Below are 24,515 nucleotides of genomic sequence, written 5' to 3' on the forward strand. Positions count from 1 at the left end.
CAGACATCCGGACTGCCTTCACCTCAAAAATCTACCCTCACCCTGTCTCGCCCTGATTTTGAGAACAAGAAGGCCACTCTTTTGCTTTTCGACTAAGAGCGAAAGGTCTATGACCAAGCTGTTTGGCAACAGAGCATGCCCATTGTCACTTAAAATAAAATCTTCCGAAGTCGACTTGATTTCTGATGAAGGCAAACGGTAAGCGGTGAAGCCACTTTTACCACTACCATTCACCCATTAAAATATTAACGATGAAAATATTGCATACCAAGGTGACGGCAATTTGCATTATCACATTTAAACTATAATTTACTTCAATTCCCGAATCTTGATATTGCGGAACCAGATAGGATAACCATGATCCTGCAAACCGATATACCCTTCATGGGAAATGCCTTCCTGGAAACCCTGGAAATCCTTGAACTTGCTGTTAGCAACCATATCATCCCATTCTTTACTCCACAAGGTATACTGAACAACCTTTTTACCGTTCTGGGTATGCGTTACTTTGCCATCCTTTACTTTGATCACGATCGTATTCCATTCTCCGGCAGGTTTCACCGTCTTCGGATCGGCCGGGAGCATATCATACAAAGAACCGGCAAGGTGATTTGCCAACTTATTGTCGGTAGCATCCACATTATCCAAGACCTGCACTTCGGGAGCAGCATAATAGATCGGTTTGCCCGGAACTTCACGCACGTAATAGAAAATACCTGAATTTCCCATCTTACTGGTTTTCCAATCTACAGACAATTCAAAGTTCTTGAACTTCTTTTCCTTATACAGGATATCGCCTCCTGCACCATGTCCAGGTTTCTTACCCGGAGCGGTAAAGACTTTCATCGCTTCATCTTCGATTACCCAGTTCGGAGCCATTTCGGTATTGTTGCATTGTCTCCAACCAGTAAAATCTTTCCCGTTAAACAACAAAGTCCACCCTTGTTTCTTCTCTTTTTCTGTCAGCGTATTATTCGCTTTCTGCGCAAAAGAAGGAACAGCTGCCATAACTGCCAAAAGGACCACAAATGATTTAAATAAGTTTTTCATGTTACATTTTATTTGATGATTCCCAACTTTGAAGCATTGATAAAGTCAATAATATGCTGGATCTCGTCACTCATCGGCACCTGATCCTTAATCATCAGCAAGGCATCGAATATGCTGGCGTTACCTTGATAGATGATACGGTAAGCATGGCTGATATGTTTGATTATCTTTTCGCTCACACCTTCATGAGACAGGATAAAGGAGTTCACCCCGTAATAGGTCGTAGGTTCCAATGCTGCCACGATATAAGGAGGAATGTCCTTACGGAAACGGCAACCGGTCTGCGTCATCGACCAAGTTCCGACACGGCATCCCTGGCTCACCAATACGTTACCCCCGAAAATCACATAATCTTCAATCATACAATTGCCGGAAATCTTGCTCCCGTATCCGAAGACGCTATGGTTACTGATATGCGTGTCGTGAGAAACATGAACTCCTTCATGAAGGAAATTTCCATTGCCGATATATGTTTTACCGGCTGCGGTGGTCGCACGATTAATCACCACATTTTCACGGATCACATTGTCATCCCCGATTTCGACAATCGTATCGCCTCCTTTGTAATTAAAATCCTGCGGCTCAGCAGCGATAACGGCGCCATTGAAGACACAGTTTCTCTTTCCCATACGGGTTCCACTCATGATACTGGCGTAAGGCATGATCTCGCAGTCATCACCTATTTCCACATTCTTATCAATGTATGCAAACGGATGGACGGTTACGTTCGCTCCCAATTTCGCGCTTGCATCTACATAAGCTAACGGACTAATCATAATAATCTCTTTTTAAATTAACAATTGCTTTTTACTCTCTTCCGCCACCTATGGCGCTATACAAATTGATAACAGCTTGCATACGCTGAACATTGTCGGAAACTTCCGTCAACTGCGCACTGAGCAAGCTTTGCTGGGCAGAAAGAATTTCCAGATAAGTGGACTGTCCAGACTGGAACAAGGCATTGGTATAAGCAACCGCCTTTTCCAACTCTTCTATCTGGGCCTGATCCTGGACAAGCTTCCTATTAGTCGCATCATAGAGATGCAAAGCATTGCTCACTTCCTTTCCCGCTTCCAGAATAGTCTGTTGGTATTTCATCTTGGCAATCTCTTCTTCTGCTTTTGATATCTTTAGATTAGCCACCAGCTTGCCATTGTTAAAGATAGGCTGTGCCAACGAAGCCAAAGCCTGGAACATAAATTGTCCCGGATTGGAAATCGTAATTCCAGACCCGTTCGTCCAACCGGCAGTCGCCGTAATATTGAGCCCCGGATAAAAGGCGGCACGAGCCTTGTTGGTCGTATAATAAGCACTGGCCAATGTCATTTCAGCCACTTTCACATCCGGACGATTTTCCAACAATTGCAAAGGGACACCGGCCATCAACTCTTCCGGCATTACCTGGTCTTCAAGCGTACTGCGATCGATATGTTGCGGAGCTTTCGCGAGCAATACGGATAAAGAGTTCTCCACTTCGCGTACCTGGCGTTTCAGTTCGATCAACGAACCTGACACTTGATGGAACACGGCACGCATCTGGACAACAGCAGCTTCTGTTGTCATACCGGCGACCTTCATTGCCTCCATAACCCGTACGTTCTCTTTGTAGATATCCACCGTCTTGGAAGTAATCTCCACCTGGCGGTCCAACATCAACAAAGTGAAGTAGGCATTGGCGATCCCCCCGATCAGCTGCGAACGTATCGCTTGCTGTGTATACTGGCTCTGCCGGTAAGCTGCTTTCTGCCCACGGCTCGCATTCAACAGCTTACCGAACAAATCCACTTCCCAACTGGCTACAGCCGGCAAGGTATAAGCCTTTGCGTAGTCAGAGTTGCCGATCGTCGTAGCGGAACCTTGGAGAGCTAAATTCAGCGAAGGAAGGAAAGACAGGCGGGCGGAAGTCAACAATAACTTAGCCTCCTCTACCCGCAGGATAGCGGCTTGCATATCCACATTATTCGCCAACCCTTCTTCGATCAAGGCCTGCAATTTCGAATCACGGAAAACGTCCTTCCAAGGCAAATTTCCCATATTGGTTGTATCTGTTTCGACCAACGTATCGGTCGCAGATACCGGATCACGATAGATGCCGGAAGTTTCGATCGTATCCGGACGGTCATATGCTTTATAAATGTGGCAACTGCTCAAAAGAACGGTTGCACACACCATATATATAATCTGTTTCTTCATTGTCATATCTTATTTTGTTTTTGCGTACTGTTCTATTTCCGTATTCATATCGCTGTTATCCAAATCTTCCCATTCGATAGGTTTGAATTTCTCCTGCAGGTATTGGAATACCACAAACAGGACCGGAACGATAAAGATTTGGAAAACCATACCGATGAACATACCTCCGATAGCGGCAGTACCCAAAGTACGGTTACCATGAGCTCCTACACCGAACGCAAACATCATAGGCAACAGACCGACAACCATAGCCAATGACGTCATCAGGATAGGACGCAAACGGGCGGCGGCACCTAAAACGGCAGCCCACGTGATACTCATACCCATACGGCGACGGTCAAGGGCAAACTCTACGATCAGGATAGCGTTCTTCGCCAACAGACCAACCAACATGATCAAGGCGATCTGCATATAGATATTGTTGGACATCGTTCCCAAGATCATCTTCAGAGCCGGGATATTGCCTAAAGCAGCCCAACCCTGTACGAACAAGAAGCTGCCCATCAAACCGAACGGAATGGAAAGCAATACGGCCAACGGCAGAATATAACTTTCATACTGGGCGCTCAGCAGCAAGTAAACAAACATGAAACAGAGCAGGAAGATCAAACCGGTCGTGCTGCCACTGGTTTCAGCCTCTTCACGAGCCATACCTCCCAACTCGTATCCGAAGCCGGTCGGAAGCGTCGTGCCGGCAACTTCCTCGATCGCTTTCAAAGCCTGGCCGCTAGTGTAACCGTCTGCCGGGGCAACCATCACTTTGATGGATGTATACATATTGAAACGGCTGATGATATCAGGGCCGTACACTTTCTTAATAGATACGAACTGCGAAATCGGAGCCATTTCATTTCCATTGCGGACTTTGATATTCTTCAACGATTCCAGATTGGTACGCAAAGCCGGATCAGCCTGGACCATCACACGGTACATCTTACCGAAACGGTTGAAGTTGGAGGCATACAGACCACCATAATATCCTTGCATGGTTGCCAGGATATCGCTCGGACTGATACCCACTTTCTTACAGGCTGCCGCATCGATATCAATCATATACTGCGGGAAGTTCGGGTTAAAAGTACTCTGCGCCGATTTGATTTCAGGACGGGCTGTCAAAGCTGCTGTATATTGCTTCGTCACGTCAAAGAATTTTTCCAGATCTCCACCGGTCTTGTCTTGCATGTTCAACTCGATATCGCTGGATGCGGAATAACCCGGGATCATAGGCGGAGTAAAGAACAACACCTGCGCATCCTTCACAATCTTTTGCGCACGCATGAACAAACTGCCATACACGATATCCGAACTTTGCATCATGGAACGTTCTTCCCAATCTTTCAGCTTGATAATGAATGAACCGTAAGAAGATCCTTGACCACCGATAAAGCTGAAACCGATAACGGCCGTACGTGATTTGACCGCCGGATCGGCCGCGATCAGACTGTCTACCTTGTTCATCACTTCTATCGTGCGTTCCTGGGATGTCCCCGGCGGCAACGTCACCGCCCCCATGATCGTACCGGTATCTTCATTCGGGACCATACCAGTCGGAGTGGCATTCATCAAAACAACGAGCAAGACGATACATCCGGCTACGATACCGAACGAGAGCCACTTTTTCTGAATAAAGAATACGACACGTTTTTTATAACTATTCAGCAAAGAGTCATAGGCGGCATTGAAAGAAGTGTGGAAACGGGAAACGAATGTCGATTTCTTCTCATGTCCTTCTGTGTGCGGCTTCAGGAACATCGCACACAGAGCCGGACTCAGCGTCAAGGCGTTCAATGCAGACAAACCGATCGCGATTGCCATCGTCAAACCGAACTGGCGATAGAAAGTACCGGCCGTACCACTCATGAAACTTACCGGGATAAATACGGACATCATGACCAGCGTGATGGAGACGATAGCACCACCCAACTCGTTCATGGCATCGATAGAAGCCAGTTTTGCCGATTTATATCCCTGATCCAGCTTGGCATGGACACCCTCGACAACCACAATCGCATCATCGACCACAATCGCAATGGCAAGCACCATAGCACAAAGGGTCAGCAAGTTCAAACTAAAGCCGATCAGCGACAGCATGAAGAACGTACCGACCAAAGCAACTGGAATCGCGATAGCCGGAATCAAAGTTGAACGTAAATCCTGCAAAAAGATATACACAACGATAAATACCAAAAGGAAGGCTTCGATCAACGTTTTGAGCACTTCGTGAATAGAGGCATACAAGAAATCGTTGGCGTTCATACTGATATCTATCTTCAAGCCCGGAGGCAATACCTTTTCTGTTTCTTCCAGCAGGTCCTGGATATTATTGATGGTTTCCGTCGCATTGGTTCCTGCCATCTGATAAACGATACAGGTTACAGCATTATGACCGTTTACTTTATTGACAAAGCTATAAGTCAGACGTCCTAATTCGATATTGGCAATATCTTTCATACGGAGAACTTCTCCATCCGGCAAGGCTTTTACAACCATGTCTTCGAATTCGTTTACCTCCTGCAAACGCCCCTTATAACGAATCGTATACTGGAAACTCTGATTTCCTTGTTCTCCGAACGAACCCGGAGCGGCTTCCACGTTCTGCTCGGCCAAGACACCTGCGACGTCATTCGGAACCAGTTTATACTGTGCCATCACATCCGGCTTCAACCAGATACGCATGGAATAGTCGGTTCCTAACACATTCGCATCCCCCACACCGGGTACACGCTGTACTTCCGGGATCAAGTTGATCTTGGCATAGTTCTCGATAAATCGCTGGTCGTAACGGTCATCGGCATCATAGAGTGAGAATACGACCAACATGGAGTTCTGACGCTTCTGAGTCGTCACACCGATCTTGGTTACTTCGGCAGGCAGCAAACCTTGCGCCATAGAAACACGGTTCTGCACGTTTACGGCAGCCATATCGGGATCGGTTCCTTGCTTAAAATAAATGGAAATATCGGCAGATCCGTTGTTGGATGCATTAGAGGTCATGTACATCATGTTCTCCACACCGTTGATCTGGTCTTCCAACGGCGCAATCACACTATTCAATACTGTTTGCGCGTTTGCACCCGTATAAGTAGCTCTCACCGAAACGGTCGGAGGGGCGATATCCGGATATTGGGTAATAGGCAAAGACAGCAAGCCTAATATACCCAGTATGACAATCAAGATGGAGATCACCGTTGAAAGCACCGGGCGGTTTATAAATCTATCTAATTTCATATTTTATCTTTGTTAATGAACAAATGGAAGTTATTAATTAAAAGCGGTTTTCAGATTACCTTCGTTCTGATCTTTCAAAGCTTGATCATATTTCGCTTTCTGTTGTTCCGGGGTGATCGGCTCGATAACCTGGCCGTCACGGAGGTTCTGTACGCCTTCAATCACAATTTTGTCGCCGGATTTCAAACCGTTTGTCACCAGATAATTCTTTCCGTCATCCAGATTGGAAATCTGAATCTCCGTATTTTTCACGGAATTATCCGCCTGCAAAACGAAAACAAACTTCTTATCCTGAATTTCGACAGTAGCAGACTGAGGGACAATAATGATTCCATCCATCGTGTACGGGAATACAATACTGCCTGTACCACCGCTTCTCAGAATATTTTTGTCATTCGGAAAAACAGCACGCATGCTGACAGACCCGGTCGACTGGTCGATTACGCCACTAACGGCATCGATCTTTCCTTCCGACTGATAGGTAGTGCCGTCAGACAACTGCAAACGGACTGCCGGCATCTTTTCCAACTGTTCCTTCAAAGTGCCTCCGGCTCTTGTCAGGCGCAACAACTCTTTCTCCGTCATAGAGAAATAGACATACACGTCATTGATTTCAGATACGGTTGTCAACGGTTGTGATACAGAAGGGCTGACCAAACTTCCGATACGGTATGGAAATGTACCGACAACACCGTTCGACGGGCTTGTCACCGTACAGAAAGACAGATTCTGATTCGCACTTACCAAAGAAGCCTCCGCTTGTGCCAAACTTGCCTTGGCAGACATAAGTTGATTGATTGCTGTCTGGTACTCAAAATCACTGATAATCTTCTGATCGTACAAAGCTTTTTTGTTTTTTTCGGTTAACGTCAGAGTTGCAACATTGGCTTTTGCCATCTCGACTGCCGCTTTCGCCTGTCCCACCACTGCTGCATACTGGGTAGGATCAATCTGGAACAAAGCCTGCCCTTTACGTACAGTTGCTCCTTCATCCACACATAACTTAACAATAAAACCTGAAACCTGAGGACGCACCTCGATATCCTGCGTTCCTCTGATCGTAGCAGGATAGGACGTTGACAGATCGCTCGTTGTCGAATTGACAGTAAGAACAGTAAATTCATTATCTCCTAACTTCATACCGCTTTGGCTGTTTCCACAAGCAGTCAATAAAGATACCCCTACTGCAAACAATGCTATTTGCCTTAATTGGGTAATAGTAGTTCTCAACATTTGTTTATTCATATTCATTATTTATATATATTCTATCTATTTCTTTTTTAGTCATTAGCAAGGCCGTTAAAGACATTGCAGCAGGTGAGATCCACTGCGCCATAGTAAATATTCCATAACGATGCTGTTCAAAATTTATGGGTTCGTAGCCTATTCCTCATAAAAGAGTACAAATGTAGAATCTTTTTATTGTTCTTTTCTCGTTTATACAATCTTTTTATACTAAAAAATTGTTTATACAGACCGATCTATCTGACTGAACATGACAGAAAAAACACTCGAAACATACTTTTTTAAACAAAAATTTGTTTATTCAATAATTTATTCTAATTTTACGGCTTATATAACCTAAATAATCAATTCATATGGAACCAAAGTTTATGATATCGGAAGTGTTCAGCACTTCTTGGAAGTACACAAAATCTCAGATTTGGGTACTGGTAGGACTGTATATCGGATTTGTCATCTTGTCAATGATTGTCTCCTTGTTCGGTATGCCGGCGCAAGGTTCGATTACCGGACAAGTCATTGTCAATATAGTCAGCCTGCTCATTTCATGCGCTTTCATGCTTGGGTATATCAAGAATTTGTTCCAGACTCTTGACGGAGAAGAACCTCAATTTTCTGCTTATGGACAACAATCCCGCAAAATAATCACGTATTTCATTACATGCATTTTGTTCGGTATCATAGTCTGCATCGGCTTGGCGTTTCTAATCATTCCAGGCATCTATCTATATCTCCGCTTGCAATTTTTCTCAGCTCTCATCGTTGAAGAAGATTGCGGGATTATCGAATCCTTGCAAAAAAGCTGGGAGTTGACGCGAGGACAAACCATGCCTCTACTCCTTTTGGCATTGGTCATGATCGGCATCATGATTATCGGCTGTATACTGTTCCTCGTCGGAGTTTTCGTGGCAGTCCCTCTTATCTACATGATGCAGTGCTACACGTTCAGAAAATTAAATACAATTTCTAAAGAGGAAGTACAACAACTACAATAAATTAAATAAATAAAACAGACAACAGCCCGCAAAAATAAAAATTCTGCGGGCTGTATAGCTTTCCAACCTATGGGAAAAACATATAGAATCAAAGACATTGCAGAGATGTCCGGCGTTTCGACTGGAACTGTCGACCGCATATTACACAATCGTGGTAAAGTATCCGAGGAGGCACAGAAAAAAGTAGAAAAAGTTTTAAAAGAAATAGACTATCACCCGAATCTGATAGCTCGTTCCCTTGCACTAAAAAAGAACTATCATTTCATCACACTAATTCCTTCTTTTGCAAAAGGCGAATATTGGGATAAGCTTTGCGAAGGAATAGACAAAGCTGAACAGGAACTTTTCAGCTACAACGTAGAAGTCGAACGCATATGTTTCAACCAATACGACAAAAGTAGCTTCGATGAGCTCATTCCCCGGATTGAAGCAACCAATTGCCAAGGGGTTGTAATCGCAACACAATTCCACGACAGCGTCATCAAGCTGACATCCCGACTGGATCAGTTACAGATACCTTACGTTCTGATAGACGCCTTTATTGAAAACACCAATTGCGTGGCCTATTACGGAACTAACTCGTACGATTCCGGATATATTGCCGGACGACTGTTATACGAACAAATCAACCCGGCCGAAGACATTGCAATTTTCCGTTTTTTCCGCAAAGGGGAAATGCAAATAACCCAGGTCATGAAGCGGGAAGAAGGCTTCAGAACTTATCTGACCGAGAAAAACTACGACGGACGCATCTATTCCATTCATTTGCATGCAGACGAACCGGAAAAGAACAATAATATCCTGAATGCTTTTCTGGAAGAACATAAGGAGGTGAGCGCCGGTATCATATTCAATTCCCGTGCCCATTTACTTGGAAAATACTTCCGCGACAAAGGAGAGAGATTCAGGTTGATCGGCTATGATGTGATTGACCCGAATATCACTTATCTGAATAACGGCTCCATCACCCATCTGATCGCCCAACGGCCGGAAGTACAGGGTTTCAATTGCATACGGGCATTGTTCCGTCATCTGGTCCTCAAGGAAAAGGTCGAACAGATCAATTATATGCCGATCGATATTCTAATGAAAGAGAATATCAAATACTATAACAATTATATTTGAAAACATAAAAAGATATTTTTTCCCGATTTTCTTTTTGTTTGATAAATAAATACTATACTTTTGTGCCCGAAGTGTGCGCGAGCACAATGAGATAGTAACAATGAAATTATCACAATCTAAAAAATAAAATTATGGCTAATTTATTTTGCGTTAAAGACAAAGTTGTCATTATTACCGGCGGAGCCGGAATCCTGGGCAGAGGCATTGCCGGCCACCTGGCTGAAGAAGGAGCTAAAATCGTCATTCTCGACCGTGCTGCCGAAGTTGGTGAACAAATCGTAGCCGACATCAAAGCTAAAGGCGGAGAAGCAAGCTTCTTCCTGACTGACGTATTAAACCAAGAAATTCTGGAACAAAACAAAAAAGATATCCTGGCCAAATACGGTCGTATCGACGCGTTGCTGAATGCAGCCGGAGGAAATATGGCAGGTGCGACTATCGGACCGGACAGTACGATATTCGACCTGAACATCGATGCATTCCGCAAAGTGGTAGATCTGAACCTGTTCGGAACAGTTCTCCCGACAATGGTATTTGCAGATGTAATGGCCAAGCAGAAAGAAGGCGCTATCGTCAACTTCTCTTCCGAATCTGCCTTGCGTCCTCTTACTCGCGTTGTCGGTTACGGTGCCGCAAAAGCAGCTATCTCCAACCTGACTAAATACCTGGCAGGCGAACTGGCAATCAAATTCGGAGAAGGTTTACGTGTAAATGCGATCGCTCCTGGATTCTTCCTGACGGAACAGAACCGCACTTTGATGACAAATCCGGACGGATCTTACACTCCGCGTGCCGAATCTGTTATTGCACACACGCCGTTCAGACGTCTGGGCACACCGGATGAATTGTTTGGAACAATTCAGTATCTGATCAGCGACGCATCCAAATTCGTAACCGGAACAATCGCAATCGTAGATGGTGGTTTTGATGCATTCTCTATTTAATTCCACTTTAAAAACAAGACATTATGTATTTATGTGAACAAACATGGCGTTGGTACGGCCCGAACGATCCCGTTAGTCTTTCCGATATCCGCCAGGCCGGAGCTACCGGAATTGTAAATGCTTTGCACCATATCCCGAACGGAGAAGTATGGACTATCGAAGAAATCCAAAAACGTAAGGATATGATTGAAGCTGCCGGCTTGCGCTGGAGCGTAGTGGAAAGTGTACCTGTACACGAACATATAAAAACACAGAGCGGAGATTTTCAGAAATATATCGATAACTATAAAGAAAGCATCCGTAATCTGGCAGCGTGCGACATCCGTGTGATCACTTACAACTTTATGCCGGTTCTGGACTGGACCCGTACAAACCTAGCCTATACCATGCCGGACGGCTCCAAAGCATTGCGCTTCGAACGTGCAGCTTTCATGGCTTTCGATCTCTACATCCTGAAACGCCCTGCTGCAGAACAGGAATATACAGACGAAGAAAAAGCGATTGCAAAGACTCGCCTTGACGAAATGAGCGAAGATGACAAAGCGTTGCTGGTACGCAATATGATCGCCGGCCTACCCGGCTCCGAGGAAAGTTTCACATTAGATCAATTCCGTACAGAACTGGATCGTTACAAAGACATCGATGCAGAAAGACTCCGCGCAAACTTGATCTATTTCTTGAAAGAAATCACCCCGGTTGCTGACGAAGTTGGTGCACGTATGGTTATCCATCCGGACGATCCTCCTTACTCGATCTTAGGTTTACCTCGTATCTTGAGCACAGAAGAAGATTTTCGTAAGCTGATCGAAGCCGTACCAAACAAAAGTAACGGCTTATGTCTCTGCACCGGTTCATTCGGTGTTCGTGCAGACAACGACCTGGCCGGTATGATGAAGCGTTTCGGTGACCGTATCGACTTCGTCCACATACGCAGTACTAAACGTGATGAAGCCGGAAACTTCTTCGAAGCAAATCTGCTGGAAGGCGATGTGAATGTTTATGAAGTTATGAAAGCTCTCCTCGAAATCGAGCAAGAACGCGGTTGCTCAATCGCCATGCGTCCGGATCATGGTCATCAGATGATCGATGATTTGCACAAAAAAACCAATCCCGGTTACTCCTGTATCGGTCGTTTGCGTAGTTTGGCTGAATTGCGTGGTCTAGAACTGGGTATTGCCCGTTCTTTATTCAAGTAGACAAGTAATCCAAATAGTTTGACAATTAAAAGGCGTTCGATTCATTTTCGGGCGCCTTTTTTATTTTACGTCTCTCCTATTTCACTTTTTTTCCCTACTTTTGTAGTGCTATAATAATTTCATAAAATGTCTAAAACGCACTACTGCATACTGTCAATCATTCTATTAATCGTGTTAAGCGCATGCCATTCTTTGTGGACAGCCCAAACACAACCAGCCTCACAACAGGATTCAATTCTGATCCTGCCGACACTGGACATCCCTCTTCCCAACACAGATTTCGCTTTTCTGTTTCCGGAAGAACCCAAACTGAACAAACAAACATCTCCCCGTAAACAGATAACGGAAAATTTCTCCAGCAGAGAAAAAAATGATATCGCTGTAACGGATCCACTCCTGATGGCCGAAGAAAACACGATGCTTATCGATTTAGGTCTGATACAAAAAGAAGACTATGCCTTTCCTTTACCCGGCGCTAAAGTAATCTCCTTATATGCCGGACGCAGAAAACATCATTCGGGTGTGGACTTGAAAACCCACGCCCATGACACAATCATATCAGCATTCGATGGAATCGTCCGTTTAGCTAAACCTTATTATGCATACGGAAATGTGATTGTCGTACGCCACTACAACGGATTGGAAACAGTCTACAGCCATAATTCGAAGAATCTGGTTAAACCGGGAGATTATGTAAAAGCCGGACAACCGATCGCACTGACCGGACGAACAGGAAGAGCAACGACCGAACACCTTCATTTCGAAGTACGGGTAAACGGACAACACTTCAATCCGAATCTGGTATTCGACCTGCAAGAACGAAAACTTAATAACCAATGCCTGATAATCACTAAAAAAGGAAACAAAATCGCTGTAAAACCCGTCGAACTAATGCCTCATCAGCATGAAGGCGACTACAGCTATTCACCTGCCACCAACAAAAACTAAGGACAGACGGAAAGTGAAAAGAAAGCTTTGTAAAATCCTCTTTTCAATGTCCTTGCAGAGCTTCTATCAGAAGATTGATATTAACGGTAAACAAGCGGACCGATATCGCCAATAAAATAATACCGAAAAACTTTCGGATAATATAGATACCGCCTTTTCCGAAAAAACGTTCGATACGGGCAGTCATACGAACGACAAAATAGACCCATATCATATTCAATATTAAAGCAATCACGATATTGACACTGGCATACTCCGCCCTCAAAGACAATAATGTGGTAAACGAACCGGCGCCGGCCAGTAGTGGAAAGACCAGCGGAACCAGCGTCGCTTCTTTTATCGGTCCTTGATTTTTAAAAATTTCTATATCGAGAATCATTTCCAGTGACAACAGAAAAATGACAAACGAACCTGCCACCGCAAACGATTCGATATCTACATGAAAAAGCCGTAGCAGAACATCGCCTGCATAAAAGAACCCGATCATCAGCAAGAAAGAGATAACCGTCGCCTTCATAGCGTTCACATCCTTCCCTTTTTCTTTCAAATTGATAATAACTGGAATGGAGCCAATAATATCAATCACTGCAAACAGCACAATAAACGCGCTAATAGTTTGCTGAAAATCAAAACCTTCAAACATAGAACTTATTTTTAACCGCCCAAAAGTACAAAATATTTCCAAACTACCATCTGACAAATAGTAACAATCGCCTCGATGGATAACGTTTTTTTATACTAATTCGGAATCCCTTCACGAAAAAAATAGCGATCTTTGCATACACTTATATTGTTCCAAGCAAGAAAGTGACACTAAATGTTGTCGGGAGATATGGATATAAAAACAATTTTAAAAAAATATTTGGTCTTTGTCATTGGATTATATTTTTTAGCTGCAGGAATCGTCTTGATTATACATTCCGCTTTAGGAACCACTCCTATTTCAAGCGTGAATTATGTGTTAAGCCTCAACAGTCCTCTTTCTTTAGGAACCTGTACTTTTATTCTTAACGTATTGCTGATATTGGGACAGTTTTGGTTGATCCGGGGAACGAAAAGCCGTCAGGATCAGATATCTATTTTACTACAAATACCTTTCTCGTTCATATTTTCCGCATTCATCGACTTCAATATGGCGCTCACTGAAGATCTGCACCCTTCCAATTATATCATGTCGATTGTGCTGTTGTTGTTCGGCTGCTTCATCCAGTCTATCGGGGTAGTATTAGAGATCAAGCCCCAGGTTGCGATGATGAGTGCAGAAGGATTCGTCAACTATGCCGCCCGCCGTTACAACAAAGAGTTCGGCAAATTCAAGGTCGTTTTCGATTTCACCTTAGTAACAGTCGCTATTGTCTTATCACTGATCTTCACGCAACGGATCGAAGGAGTCAGAGAAGGCTCTCTGATAGCAGCCTGTATCACAGGCTACATCGTGAGCTTCTTGAATAATAAAATCATGACCCGAAAAATGTTTTCCCGGGTTTCCAATATCATCAAGATTCGTTCTCAACACGAATATTAATTGCATTCATGCCTCTCAGACCTCGTTCAAGCTCAAAGGTAACGATGTCACTTTCCGAAATATCGGTCAGCGTATTGTTGCTGACATGAAAAAAATACTTTTCAGTATTATCAAGGTCTTTGATAAAACCATAACCTTTCGATCTATTAAAATAATCAACCCGCCCTTTCAATACGGTAGGTATTTCTATACCCTCTTTTTTAGGGGTTGAGATGAGAATTTCTTCCTGCTTAATTTCTTCCCGATTAGGATTCAATTCGGGAGGAGTTGATGTTATTACCCCATTTTCATCTACATAAGCTATCATATCATCAAAACCATTTGCTTTGCCAAGAAGCTTTCTGTCTTCCTTCTTTTTTTGTTTTTCTGCTCGTCGAGCTTGTTTCTTTTTTTCGTTTTCTCGTTTATTGTATGTTATGGATTTTGCCATCTATCTATATTTATTTATATTAATAATCAATCTATCATGTATGCAGAGTGGAATACCAGGATATTTCCGAAATATGGAAACGTCGGATAAAAAAATTCTTACTATTACACTGAAGAGCAGAAGCTAACTAAAGCTATAGGAGAGCGATGAAGGTGTGCCAAAACCGGAAATGGAACGCAGGTGGCACACCTCCATATATCAGGAGATTAATAACGTCTGGAATTATTATACCCGCCTCTTCCGTGGTATCCGCCGTTTGAAGGTTTTTCGGTACGAGGACGAGCAACGCTTACCGAGATTACTTTTTTTTCAAATTCAGCTCCATTAAGAGCATCGATCGCTTTTTGGCCATCTTCTTCGTTTATCATTTCGACAAAACCAAATCCTCTGGATCTTCCTGTTTCTCTGTCCATGATAACTTTTGCAGACGTAATTTCTCCATACTCTGCAAATAGATCATTTAAATCAGCATCATTAATGCTATAATTTAAGCCTGTAATGTAAATGTTCATTTAAAATTTCGTTTTTAATAAATACTAATAGGGAATGAGGAGGAAAATTAATGGAGAGGCCTACTTAATAATAAAGAAGAACTATACGCTAATAATACGTAACTCAAACTCTGACTCAAAGATAACACTATTAATCGGACTAACAACTATATCACTTAATAAATTGTCTTTTTTTTCTTATCAAGACAGGAAAAATAGGATCGTGATCCGGGACCAGATGTCGCTTCATAAAGGCTATTACCGCCTCAAAAAATTGGCTAAACAGGTCCATCCGTAAGAATCTTCTCCTTGCAAAGACAGCCTTCCAAGTGATCATTTACAAACCCTGTCGCCTGCATGTGAGCATAGCAGATAGTAGAGCCAAAGAACTTAAATCCTCGTTTCTTCATATCCTTGCTCATCGCATCCGACTCCGGAGTCGTTACAGGAATTTCTTTTAACGATTTAAAATTATTTACAATCGGCTTCTGTCCGGGAAAAAACGATAACATATAATGATAGAAACTACCAAATTCCTTCTGAATCGCAATGAAGCATCTGGCATTTGTGATCGTGGATGCAATCTTCATCCGATTCCTAACGATCCCATCAAAAAGCATCAGCCGGTCGATATCGTCCGAGGTCATTGCGGCCACTTTCTCTACATCGAAATTTAAAATGCCTTTCTATATCCTTCTCGTTTACGAAGAATCGTAATCCAGGCCAATCCTGCCTGCGCACTTTCCAGTACAAGAAATTCGAATAGGGTTTTGTCTTCGGTAACCAATCTCCCCCATTCCTCATCGTGATATTTCACATACAAGCCGTCAGTTCCGGCCCAACCACAACGCTTATTTACAATATCTTCCATTTTCCTTGATTTATATTTCCACACAAAGGTATTTATTAATAACGACAATATAATAAAACATCAGTCAATGAAAAAATCGTAAGCGTCTCCGAAACAACTACTCCTAAATCGCCTAATTGAAGAGGAAATACTGGATGGGTATCCATTGAGTGTATGTTTGCGATCACAAACGACAAAAGCCTGAGTGATTGTTAATTTTTTATCTAATAAATGCCACTGTTCCCTAAGAACTACAGAAGAAAAAATAATCGCATGTGGTTTTCTCTAAACATTCCTTTATCAGAAGATGGGGTATCTGTTGAATGGCCTTTCACATCACACCTGCATTTTGGCATGATTCTTTCGTATTATCAATGACTTTTATAAATTACGTTATTGGGATATGGTCCATACCCGATACGGGATATAGCCAGGCCGACCGGCTGATAAGAGACTGTCCCAATGATAGGACTCCATACGGTCTGAATAGAGTCCTGTCATTGGGACAGTCTTGTTTTTTGGAAAAATCCTGATGGATAATCAGGTTTTGCAGCCTGTTTACCGAGGTTTCATTACGGCTTGACTTTGATATCAAACAGATCTGCGTCCTTCCATGCGGGGAATTTTGTTCTCAGATCTTCCAGGTCGGCGCGGGTAAGCGTACACGTGCGGGTGACCTCTTCGCGCTTGCCGGCATCTGCCAGCTTTTTGCCTTTAGGAGAGAAGATCATGGAGTCGCCCCGATAGACGAAACCTTTGCCGTCGATCCCCACACGATTCACCCCGCAGACATACGCCATGTTCTCCAATGCACGCGCCTGGAGCAGCGTCTTCCAAACTTTCTTACGCGCTTCGGGCCAGTTGGCGACATAGATCAGCAGATCGTATTCGTTGTCCACGTTACGGCTCCAAACCGGGAAACGAAGATCATAGCAGACTTGCAAACAGATATTCCAGTCCTTATACCGTACGATCGTCCGTTTATCTCCGGCGGTGAAATGCCGGTCTTCGCCCGCCATCCGGAATAAATGCCGTTTGTCATACAAATAAGTCTCACCTTCAGGCGTGATGAAAAAAGCGCGGTTAAAATATTTCCCGTCTTCTTTAGCGATGAAACTGCCTGCCACAGCAAGCTTATATTTCTTCGCCCATCCTTTTATGGTAGGGATAGTGGGGCCGTCCATCGTGTCGGCCAGTTTTTCCACTTCCATAGAGAAACCCGTCGTAAACGTTTCCGGCAAAATGGCTATGTCCGTCTTGCCGCTGACCCGCCGGAGCAGTTCTCCATAATAACCCAGGTTTTCATCTCTGTCCTCCCAAATAATATGGGACTGGACCATACTGATACGCAAATTGTCTGCCATAATATTAAATTTGAACAAAGTTTTCCGGATGACAAGCTGTCACACCTCTGTAATGCTCACGGATCTCACGGATATCTTTATCCGCATTGCCCGTAGGATAGAATACTCCTTTAAAACCAGCTTCTTTCTTTTTGTAGTCGAAATAGGCCATCAGGATAGGCACGTTAGCTTTTTGTGCGATATAGTAAAACCCCTTTTTCCAGTCTTCCACCCGTTTGCGTGTACCTTCGGGAGTCACGGCCAACTGAAATTCTTCCCGCCGGTTGAACTGATCCACCATCTGGTCTGTCACCGAGGTCCGTTTATGGCGATCCACAGGCACGCCGCCCAACCAATCAAACAACAAGTTCAACGGGAAAAAGAACCATTCCTTTTTTATCAAGAAACCAGCGTTACGGCCGATTGAGGTATAAAACAGTTTTCCTACGATAAAATCCCAGTTACTGGTATGCGGCGCTACGCATATCACACATTTAGGCACATCTTCGACCACCGGTCCCAGTTTCCAACCGGCCAGGCGAAGAAGTGCCTTACTTATAGTTTTCTTCATTCTTTACTTTCTATTTGCTCAACTCTCCGATTTCAGTTGCGATTGCGTTTACTTCCGTTTGCAGGTCCGCACGTAATTTGCGGTAATATTCTTTCACCCGTTTTTTGTTTTCTTTTCCGTCCGGACAGTTGGCACGGCGAATAAATTCGTCCTGCATATCGAGTATTCTCGCCATCACCACATCGGCTTTCTCCGAATCGACACCAGGGAGATACAGCTTGCAAAACAATGTTTCTGAAAACAAATCGCCAGCCACGTAGCTGATGTCTTTCTTTAAAATTCTTCTTTTTGCCATAATCGTTTACATTAAAATATCTACAAATCTACATAATTCATTCATTAAACAAGCTCTATAGTTGAAAAAAAGATAAAAATTCATATCTTTGCCCCTCAAAATATCTGATTATAAACAAAATCGTTTATGGATAATACAACAACAACGCCAGAATATCTTTTCGAGAGCAGTTGGGAAGTATGTAACAAAGTAGGTGGCATCTACACCGTCCTTTCAACGAAAGCACATACGTTACAACAGTCTTTTAAAGATAAACTGATCTTTATAGGACCCGATGTGTGGGCTAACACAAACGCTCCCGACTTTATTGAAGATGATGTTCTGTTTACTGACTGGAAAACTCATGCGAAGACCACTGATAATCTAAAAGTAAAAGTAGGCCGATGGAATGTTCCGGGGACACCGCCTGTTATCTTGGTTGATTTCAAGCCTTTCTTCAAAGAAAGAGATTCTTTTTTCTACTCGATGTGGGAAAGTTTCCGTGTGGACTCGATCCATGCATACGGTGACTATGACGAATCTTGCATCTTCGCTTACGCGGTAGGCAAGGTTATCGAAAGTTTCTATCATTTTTACAAGCTGGAAAATAAAAAAGTCGCCGCCCTGTTCAACGAATGGATGTTAGGAATGGGTGCACTTTACATCCAGAAACAAATACCGGCCATCGCAACGCTCTTCACGACACATGCCACTTCCATCGGCCGCTCTATCGCCGGAAACAACAAGGCCCTCTATGCCTACATGGACGGTTATAACGGCGACCAGATGGCAAGGGAACTGAATATGGAGGCAAAGCATTCGCTGGAAAAACAGACCGCCTTGCATGTGGACTGCTTCACGACTGTGAGTGACATCACGGCTCGCGAGTGTAAACAATTGTTAGACAAAGCTCCGGACATCGTCACGCCGAACGGCTTCGAACCCAACTTCGTCCCGGCCGGCAAGGAATACGACAAGAAGCGTACGGCAGCCCGTCGCGCCCTGCTCAATGTAGCAGAGAAACTGCTCGGATGCCCCATCTCACCGGATGCATTCCTGGTCTCCACCAGTGGCCGCTACGAATACCGCAACAAAGGGATCGATGTCTTTATCGAAGCGATGAACCGGGTACGCACCTCCGGCCGGCTTCAGCGCGAAGTTGTCGCCTTCATCATGGTTCCCGCTTGGGTGCGCGATGCACGCGCTGACCTGAAAGAAGTCATTGACAAGAATATCCGCACCACTTCTCCTATGCAAATGCCATTCGTCACACACTGGCTGAACCTGATGGAACAGGACAAGGTGCTGAACTACATCACCCACGCCGGTTTCACCAATTCGGCGGCCGACAAACTGAAAATCATTTTTGTACCTTGCTACCTGGACGGACACGACGGCATCCTCGACAAACCCTACTACGATCTGCTGATCGGTATGGATGCGACCGTCTATCCTTCCTACTACGAACCCTGGGGATACACTCCGCTGGAAAGTATCGCATTCGGGATTCCGACCATTACCACCAACCTTGCCGGTTTCGGTCTATGGGCTAAGAAGCATGTGACAGGCAACAACATCAACGAGGGTGTAGCCGTCGTGAACCGCGACGATTTTAATTATTTCGAAGTAGCGGATGCCATCACGTCCGCGATCCTGACGCTCACCGGAAAGGATAAAAAGGAAGCGGAAGAGATCCAGAAGCACAGTTTCCGCCTGGCGGCAAAAGCCGAATGGAGCAAATTCATTGTCTACTACGAAGAGGCTTTCAAGATCGCCTTGGAGCATGCAAACAAAAGAAATAATTAAAATACGCTCATAATAAAACAGATAATGTCTATCTTTGCAACGTTTTAGGCAAAAAGACAGATTATACGATATTAAAATAACAATTGAAACATTTTAAACTTCACGATAATGAAAATCAAAGCGAATAACGCAAACAATCCGATTTGGAAAGATGTTTATTCTCATTCTATGCTCCCCGAGCAATTACAGCCGTTATATGAAATGGCAACAAACCTATGGTGGGTATGGAACCATGAAGGAGCAAAATTATTCGGTAAGATCGATCCTGAACTTTGGGCTTCGACAGAAGGCAACCCTGTTCTTTTACTCCAAAGCCTGTCCTACAAGCGTATTGAGGAAATTCTGGCTGATGACGTCCTGATGGCCGAAATCAAAGCAGTATACTCGATATTCAAGGATTATGTAAATGTCAAACCGGATCAGACAAAACCGTCTGTCGCTTATTTCAGTATGGAATATGGTTTGACAAACGTGCTGAAAATCTATTCCGGCGGTCTGGGCGTGCTGGCAGGCGACTACCTGAAAGAAGCCAGCGACAGCAACATCGACCTGACAGCGGTAGGTTTCTTGTATCGCTACGGTTACTTCACACAGTCTCTGTCCATGGACGGACAACAGATTGCCAATTACGAACCGCAAAACTTCAACGCGCTGCCCCTTACACAGGTCATGCAGGCGAACGGCGAACCGATGGTATTGGAAGTTCCCTACCCCGGCCGTACCGTTTATGCGCACATCTGGAAAGTAAGCGTAGGTCGCGTTCCTTTATATCTGATGGACACGGATATTCCTCAGAACAGCGAATGGGATCGTTCCATCACTCATCAGCTGTATGGCGGTGACTGGGAAAACCGTATGAAGCAGGAATACCTGTTGGGTATCGGTGGTATCCTGATGCTGAACAAATTAGGAATCAAGAAACAGATTTACCATTGCAACGAAGGCCACGCCGCTTTGATCAACGCACAGCGTTTGGTAGACTTCATCCAGAACGACGGCTTGTCATTCAACCAGGCTCTGGAAGTCGTACGCGCTTCTGCTTTGTACACCGTCCACACACCGGTTCCGGCAGGCCATGACTACTTCGACGAAGGCCTGTTCGGTCGTTACATGGGCGAATTCCCCGGCAAATTGGGTATCAGTTGGCAGGAATTTATCGACATGGGACGTGAAAACCCGGGATCAAACGAAAAGTTCTCCATGAGCGTATTCGCATTGAACACTTGCCAGGAAGCAAACGGCGTCAGCTGGTTGCACGGAAAAGTATCCCAGCGTATGTTCGCTCCGGTATGGAAAGGCTACTTCCCCGATGAACTGCATGTAGGATATGTCACCAACGGCGTGCACATGCCAACCTGGGCTTCTACCGAATGGAAACGTTTCTTTGCTGAACATTTCGACAAGAAGTTCTTCAAAGATCAATCCAACAAGAAATATTGGGAAGCAATCCAAAATGTTGCGGACGATGACATCTGGAACATCCGCAAAGCTCTGAAGAACAAACTGATCACATACATCAAGAGCCAATACAAGACAAACTGGTTGAAAAACCAGGGAGATCCTGCAAAGGTTGTTTCCGTCTTGGATAAGATCAACCCGAACGCCTTGCTGATCGGTTTCGGTCGCCGCTTTGCTACTTACAAACGTGCTCACCTACTGTTCACCGATTTGGATCGTTTGGCCAAGATCGTAAACAACGAACAATATCCGATCCAGTTCGTATTCACCGGTAAAGCCCACCCGGCCGATGGTGGCGGACAAGGCCTGATCAAGCACATTGTCGAAATCTCCCGCCGTCCTGAATTCTTAGGAAAGATCATCTTCTTGGAAAACTACGACATGCGTCTGGCTCGTCACCTGATCGCAGGTGTCGATGTTTGGTTGAACACGCCGACCCGTCCTCTGGAAGCATCCGGTACATCCGGCGAAAAAGCAGAGATGAACGGTGTCCTGAACTTCTCCGTATTGGACGGATGGTGGTACGAAGGTTACAAGCAGGGTGCAGGTTGGGCATTGACCGACAAGCGCACTTACGAAAACCAGCAGTATCAGGACCAGTTGGATGCCGCTACTATCTACCATATACTGGAAACAGAGATCATCCCGACTTATTATGCAAAGAACAGCAAGGGCTACTCTCCCGAATGGATTCAGTATATCAAGAACTCAATGTCCGAAATCGCTCCCGACTATACGATGAAACGTATGTTGGACGACTATATCAACCGTTTCTACAACAAGTTGGCAACCCGTTCCGCTCACTTGCGCGAAAACGGCTTTGCCGAAGCCAAATCAATCGCTGCTTGGAAAGAAGAAGTGGCTGAACATTGGGATAACTTCCAGGTGGAATCGTTTACATGCAGCCAGGATCTGGCTATCGACGGCCCGGTTGTCGGCAAGGAATATAAGTTCAATCTGGTTATCGACCGCCACGAACTGCAAGGCATGTTAGGTGTCGAAATGGTCGTTACGAAAGAGAATCCGGATAATCATCAGTTGGAATTGCTGGCTACAGAACAGTTCAAGTTGATGAAAGAAGAAGGCTCCAAACTGTTCTTCGAACTGAAAACAACACCGAGTGAAGCCGGCCTCCACAAGATGGGCTTCCGCGTTTACCCTGTAAACAAAGAATTGCCTCACCGCATGGACTTCGCTTTCGTTCGCTGGATCCAGTTGTAATCGACACAAGCAAGACAAATACTCAAAAAAGAGGGAGTGTATGAACACACCCTCTTTTTTTATGCCGATACCAAAGCTATGCTTTACAGTGGCTAACCCTATGGGTTACGAGCATTAACCAATAGGGTTACGGACTATAACCAAATGGGTTCCATACAGTCCGTTTGAATGACAGCATATTCAAAAAAAGGGAAGCCGCACAACAGGCGACTCCCCTTTTCAAGCTGATACAGTTTTTTAGGTTTAGAAAGCGTAATCCAAACTTAAACCAAACACTTTATTGGTACGGCTATAGACATTCTGTCCAGGAAGTCCCGTGCCGCAGTAATTGTCCATCTTCTTGGTATAATCATGATAAGTAGTCCACATATAACCTACGTTCAAAGCCATTTTTTCACTCAACATCACTTTGGCACCGAAGCCCAATGAATAAGAATCGCAGGAGAAACTGACATCGCTTTGGTAGCTATCAGACAAACCATAATCTGTTATTTGGGCACCGCCGCTAATGGTCAGCCTCTTGACCACGTCCCATTCTATTCCAAACAGATACTCATTCGTACCCCTTTCCAGTTCTTTCTGCTTTCCACCGGCCATGCCCGCTTTCTTGTCATCAAAGAAATGGTACTCCACAGAAGCTTTTAACATGGGTAAAAACCGATAAGAAGCAGCGACCGAAAGCATGGAAGGAATATCGTTCGGCGTGTTCACACCGTGCTTGTAAGGGCCGATCAAGTCTTCCGCACTGTCGGGATAATCCAGCTTCTTGGTATTGTTCTCAATATTCAGGTTCGTCTTAAATTCATATTTAGCCCCGAAATTGAATTTCCCGTATTTAACATCGATACCCAGAACCGGAGTCAACCCCCAACCTGTCTGATCGCAATCCAAAGCCAACGCCATCAATTCCGATCCGCCCAGATTCTGCTTCAGCTTCGCTTCCAGATATCCGTCATAGTTTCCCGAGAAATAGTTCATCCGACCTCCGGCAAAGGCCGAAAGCCAATCCGTGATTTTATATCCCAAGCCAAGTTGCAGAGAATAAATAAACTGCTTACCGTCCATCGCACTGTTGATAGTATACATATCCGGCGTGACGATGGGACTTTGACCGCCAGTCTTTATATACTTCAACATGCTTTCCTGGAATATGCCGGCCATGGCAGCCGATTCGAACATCGGCAGGCCATCGTCAAACGAAGCCTTGCCGCCCCCGCCCGTAATGGCGAAGAAGCCGGAGATGGTCCAATCTCCTTTTTTGTAAGCCGCAAAAACACTCGGAATCACAGGAGCGGCTGCCTTTCCTTTATAATACTTTTTATAGGCGCTTACTGTCGGCACTTTATTCACCGGGTCGAAACCATTATATGTACCGAAAGAGGCATCGATATCCCGGGTCTGGAAAGCACTTTGAATACTCACCCCAACGCGAAAACCGTCTGTCGGCAAGAAAGAAAGACCCGCCGGGTTAGACAAAGCACCGTCTATATCGATTGCAGCACCTCGCGAAAGTGACCTTAAAAAGGCTGCATGCTGATTCGTATTCGTCAAATATCCACCAGCGAAAGAAACCAAAGGCATCATCATCAATGCCGCACCTAATACTACTTTTTTCTTCATGTTTT

20 protein-coding genes and 1 pseudogene are annotated in these 24,515 nt (G+C 44.5%); 8 read left to right on the forward strand and 13 right to left on the reverse strand.

Features of this window, described 5'->3' with window-relative positions:
• Positions 1-309: 309 nt before the first annotated feature.
• Genes BQ9893_RS06445 through BQ9893_RS06465 form a run of 5 tightly spaced genes read right to left on the reverse strand, consistent with a single transcriptional unit; the run spans position 310 to position 7,716 of the window.
• Entirely contained in the window at positions 310-1,050 is a 741-nt protein-coding gene (locus tag BQ9893_RS06445; RefSeq protein WP_075965249.1) for a 3-keto-disaccharide hydrolase, read from the reverse strand.
• Between the two features lie 8 nt (positions 1,051-1,058).
• On the reverse strand, positions 1,059-1,826 hold the full coding sequence (gene lpxA, locus BQ9893_RS06450) for an acyl-ACP--UDP-N-acetylglucosamine O-acyltransferase (protein ID WP_075965250.1): 768 nt from the start codon (positions 1,824-1,826) through the stop codon (positions 1,059-1,061).
• Between the two features lie 31 nt (positions 1,827-1,857).
• Positions 1,858-3,249: a TolC family protein gene (locus BQ9893_RS06455; RefSeq protein WP_081415381.1), complete on the reverse strand. Its 1,392-nt coding sequence runs from the start codon at positions 3,247-3,249 to the stop codon at positions 1,858-1,860.
• 3 nt (positions 3,250-3,252) lie between these two features.
• The gene (locus BQ9893_RS06460) at positions 3,253-6,471 is read right to left on the reverse strand and encodes an efflux RND transporter permease subunit (protein WP_075965251.1); all 3,219 of its coding nucleotides are present in this window, start codon (positions 6,469-6,471) and stop codon (positions 3,253-3,255) included.
• A 33-nt stretch (positions 6,472-6,504) separates the two neighbouring features.
• Positions 6,505-7,716 (reverse strand): efflux RND transporter periplasmic adaptor subunit, encoded by a 1,212-nt coding sequence (locus BQ9893_RS06465; protein ID WP_075965445.1) that lies wholly within the window; start codon positions 7,714-7,716, stop codon positions 6,505-6,507.
• Positions 7,717-8,069: 353 nt separating this feature from the next.
• Between BQ9893_RS06465 and BQ9893_RS06470 the strand changes: the two genes are divergently transcribed.
• The 5 genes from BQ9893_RS06470 (at position 8,070) to BQ9893_RS06490 (ending at position 12,921) form a co-directional block, all read left to right on the forward strand.
• Positions 8,070-8,708, forward strand: a complete 639-nt coding sequence (locus BQ9893_RS06470; RefSeq protein ID WP_075965252.1) for a DUF7847 domain-containing protein — start codon at positions 8,070-8,072, stop codon at positions 8,706-8,708.
• Between the two features lie 69 nt (positions 8,709-8,777).
• A complete protein-coding gene (locus BQ9893_RS06475; RefSeq protein ID WP_075965253.1) occupies positions 8,778-9,833 on the forward strand; it encodes a LacI family DNA-binding transcriptional regulator in 1,056 nt (351 codons plus the stop codon).
• A gap of 131 nt (positions 9,834-9,964) precedes the next feature.
• On the forward strand, positions 9,965-10,777 hold the full coding sequence (locus BQ9893_RS06480; protein WP_075965254.1) for an SDR family oxidoreductase: 813 nt from the start codon (positions 9,965-9,967) through the stop codon (positions 10,775-10,777).
• Between the two features lie 23 nt (positions 10,778-10,800).
• Positions 10,801-11,973 (forward strand): mannonate dehydratase, encoded by a 1,173-nt coding sequence (uxuA, locus tag BQ9893_RS06485; RefSeq protein WP_075965255.1) that lies wholly within the window; start codon positions 10,801-10,803, stop codon positions 11,971-11,973.
• 126 nt (positions 11,974-12,099) lie between these two features.
• Positions 12,100-12,921, forward strand: coding sequence for a M23 family metallopeptidase (locus tag BQ9893_RS06490; RefSeq protein ID WP_075965256.1), 822 nt, complete (start codon positions 12,100-12,102; stop codon positions 12,919-12,921).
• Positions 12,922-12,964: 43 nt separating this feature from the next.
• Here BQ9893_RS06490 and BQ9893_RS06495 read toward each other — a convergent pair whose 3' ends face one another.
• A complete protein-coding gene (locus BQ9893_RS06495; RefSeq protein WP_075965257.1) occupies positions 12,965-13,564 on the reverse strand; it encodes a MarC family protein in 600 nt (199 codons plus the stop codon).
• 189 nt (positions 13,565-13,753) lie between these two features.
• Between BQ9893_RS06495 and BQ9893_RS06500 the strand changes: the two genes are divergently transcribed.
• Positions 13,754-14,446, forward strand: coding sequence for a YczE/YyaS/YitT family protein (locus BQ9893_RS06500; protein WP_075965446.1), 693 nt, complete (start codon positions 13,754-13,756; stop codon positions 14,444-14,446).
• Here BQ9893_RS06500 and BQ9893_RS06505 read toward each other — a convergent pair.
• From BQ9893_RS06505 to BQ9893_RS06530, 6 genes and pseudogenes are all read right to left on the reverse strand, one after another.
• A complete protein-coding gene (locus BQ9893_RS06505) occupies positions 14,418-14,876 on the reverse strand; it encodes a cold-shock protein (protein WP_075965258.1) in 459 nt (152 codons plus the stop codon). The genes BQ9893_RS06500 and BQ9893_RS06505 overlap by 29 nt on opposite strands.
• Before the next feature lie 206 nt (positions 14,877-15,082).
• The gene (locus tag BQ9893_RS06510) at positions 15,083-15,388 is read right to left on the reverse strand and encodes an RNA recognition motif domain-containing protein (protein WP_075965259.1); all 306 of its coding nucleotides are present in this window, start codon (positions 15,386-15,388) and stop codon (positions 15,083-15,085) included.
• Between the two features lie 257 nt (positions 15,389-15,645).
• A pseudogene (locus tag BQ9893_RS06515) lies at positions 15,646-16,238 on the reverse strand (DNA-3-methyladenine glycosylase I).
• Between the two features lie 551 nt (positions 16,239-16,789).
• Positions 16,790-17,581, reverse strand: a complete 792-nt coding sequence (locus tag BQ9893_RS06520) for an amidohydrolase (RefSeq protein ID WP_075965447.1) — start codon at positions 17,579-17,581, stop codon at positions 16,790-16,792.
• Between the two features lie 4 nt (positions 17,582-17,585).
• Positions 17,586-18,131, reverse strand: coding sequence for a lysophospholipid acyltransferase family protein (locus BQ9893_RS06525; protein ID WP_075965260.1), 546 nt, complete (start codon positions 18,129-18,131; stop codon positions 17,586-17,588).
• A 10-nt stretch (positions 18,132-18,141) separates the two neighbouring features.
• Positions 18,142-18,426 carry a hypothetical protein gene (locus BQ9893_RS06530; protein WP_075965261.1) on the reverse strand — a complete coding sequence of 95 codons (285 nt, stop codon included), beginning with the start codon at positions 18,424-18,426 and terminating at the stop codon, positions 18,142-18,144.
• Positions 18,427-18,552: 126 nt separating this feature from the next.
• On the opposite strand from BQ9893_RS06530, the gene BQ9893_RS06535 reads away from it, so the two are divergent.
• Both BQ9893_RS06535 and glgP read left to right on the forward strand, forming a co-directional pair.
• The gene (locus BQ9893_RS06535; RefSeq protein WP_075965262.1) at positions 18,553-20,211 is read left to right on the forward strand and encodes a glycosyltransferase; all 1,659 of its coding nucleotides are present in this window, start codon (positions 18,553-18,555) and stop codon (positions 20,209-20,211) included.
• A gap of 108 nt (positions 20,212-20,319) precedes the next feature.
• Positions 20,320-22,890: an alpha-glucan family phosphorylase gene (gene glgP, locus BQ9893_RS06540; RefSeq protein WP_075965263.1), complete on the forward strand. Its 2,571-nt coding sequence runs from the start codon at positions 20,320-20,322 to the stop codon at positions 22,888-22,890.
• A 243-nt stretch (positions 22,891-23,133) separates the two neighbouring features.
• Here the strand turns inward: glgP and BQ9893_RS06545 are convergent, their stop codons facing one another.
• Positions 23,134-24,510: an OmpP1/FadL family transporter gene (locus BQ9893_RS06545; protein WP_075965264.1), complete on the reverse strand. Its 1,377-nt coding sequence runs from the start codon at positions 24,508-24,510 to the stop codon at positions 23,134-23,136.
• Between the last annotated feature and the right edge of the window lie 5 nt (positions 24,511-24,515).

Source organism: Parabacteroides massiliensis (assembly GCF_900155425.1).
GTDB lineage: Bacteria > Bacteroidota > Bacteroidia > Bacteroidales > Tannerellaceae > Parabacteroides > Parabacteroides massiliensis.

Coding starts and splice junctions, on each gene's coding strand:
- BQ9893_RS06495 (WP_075965257.1), bottom strand. CDS start 13,564: ATGTTTGAAGGTTTTGATTTTCAGCAAACTATTAGCGCGTTTATTGTG.
- BQ9893_RS06505 (WP_075965258.1), bottom strand. CDS start 14,876: ATGGCAAAATCCATAACATACAATAAACGAGAAAACGAAAAAAAGAAA.
- BQ9893_RS06535 (WP_075965262.1), top strand. CDS start 18,553: ATGGATAATACAACAACAACGCCAGAATATCTTTTCGAGAGCAGTTGG.
- BQ9893_RS06545 (WP_075965264.1), bottom strand. CDS start 24,510: ATGAAGAAAAAAGTAGTATTAGGTGCGGCATTGATGATGATGCCTTTG.
- BQ9893_RS06470 (WP_075965252.1), top strand. CDS start 8,070: ATGGAACCAAAGTTTATGATATCGGAAGTGTTCAGCACTTCTTGGAAG.
- BQ9893_RS06530 (WP_075965261.1), bottom strand. CDS start 18,426: ATGGCAAAAAGAAGAATTTTAAAGAAAGACATCAGCTACGTGGCTGGC.
- BQ9893_RS06500 (WP_075965446.1), top strand. CDS start 13,754: ATGGATATAAAAACAATTTTAAAAAAATATTTGGTCTTTGTCATTGGA.
- BQ9893_RS06460 (WP_075965251.1), bottom strand. CDS start 6,471: ATGAAATTAGATAGATTTATAAACCGCCCGGTGCTTTCAACGGTGATC.
- glgP (WP_075965263.1), top strand. CDS start 20,320: ATGAAAATCAAAGCGAATAACGCAAACAATCCGATTTGGAAAGATGTT.
- BQ9893_RS06490 (WP_075965256.1), top strand. CDS start 12,100: ATGTCTAAAACGCACTACTGCATACTGTCAATCATTCTATTAATCGTG.
- BQ9893_RS06525 (WP_075965260.1), bottom strand. CDS start 18,131: ATGAAGAAAACTATAAGTAAGGCACTTCTTCGCCTGGCCGGTTGGAAA.
- BQ9893_RS06475 (WP_075965253.1), top strand. CDS start 8,778: ATGGGAAAAACATATAGAATCAAAGACATTGCAGAGATGTCCGGCGTT.
- BQ9893_RS06520 (WP_075965447.1), bottom strand. CDS start 17,581: ATGGCAGACAATTTGCGTATCAGTATGGTCCAGTCCCATATTATTTGG.
- BQ9893_RS06480 (WP_075965254.1), top strand. CDS start 9,965: ATGGCTAATTTATTTTGCGTTAAAGACAAAGTTGTCATTATTACCGGC.
- uxuA (WP_075965255.1), top strand. CDS start 10,801: ATGTATTTATGTGAACAAACATGGCGTTGGTACGGCCCGAACGATCCC.
- BQ9893_RS06445 (WP_075965249.1), bottom strand. CDS start 1,050: ATGAAAAACTTATTTAAATCATTTGTGGTCCTTTTGGCAGTTATGGCA.
- BQ9893_RS06510 (WP_075965259.1), bottom strand. CDS start 15,388: ATGAACATTTACATTACAGGCTTAAATTATAGCATTAATGATGCTGAT.
- BQ9893_RS06455 (WP_081415381.1), bottom strand. CDS start 3,249: ATGACAATGAAGAAACAGATTATATATATGGTGTGTGCAACCGTTCTT.
- lpxA (WP_075965250.1), bottom strand. CDS start 1,826: ATGATTAGTCCGTTAGCTTATGTAGATGCAAGCGCGAAATTGGGAGCG.
- BQ9893_RS06465 (WP_075965445.1), bottom strand. CDS start 7,716: ATGAATAAACAAATGTTGAGAACTACTATTACCCAATTAAGGCAAATA.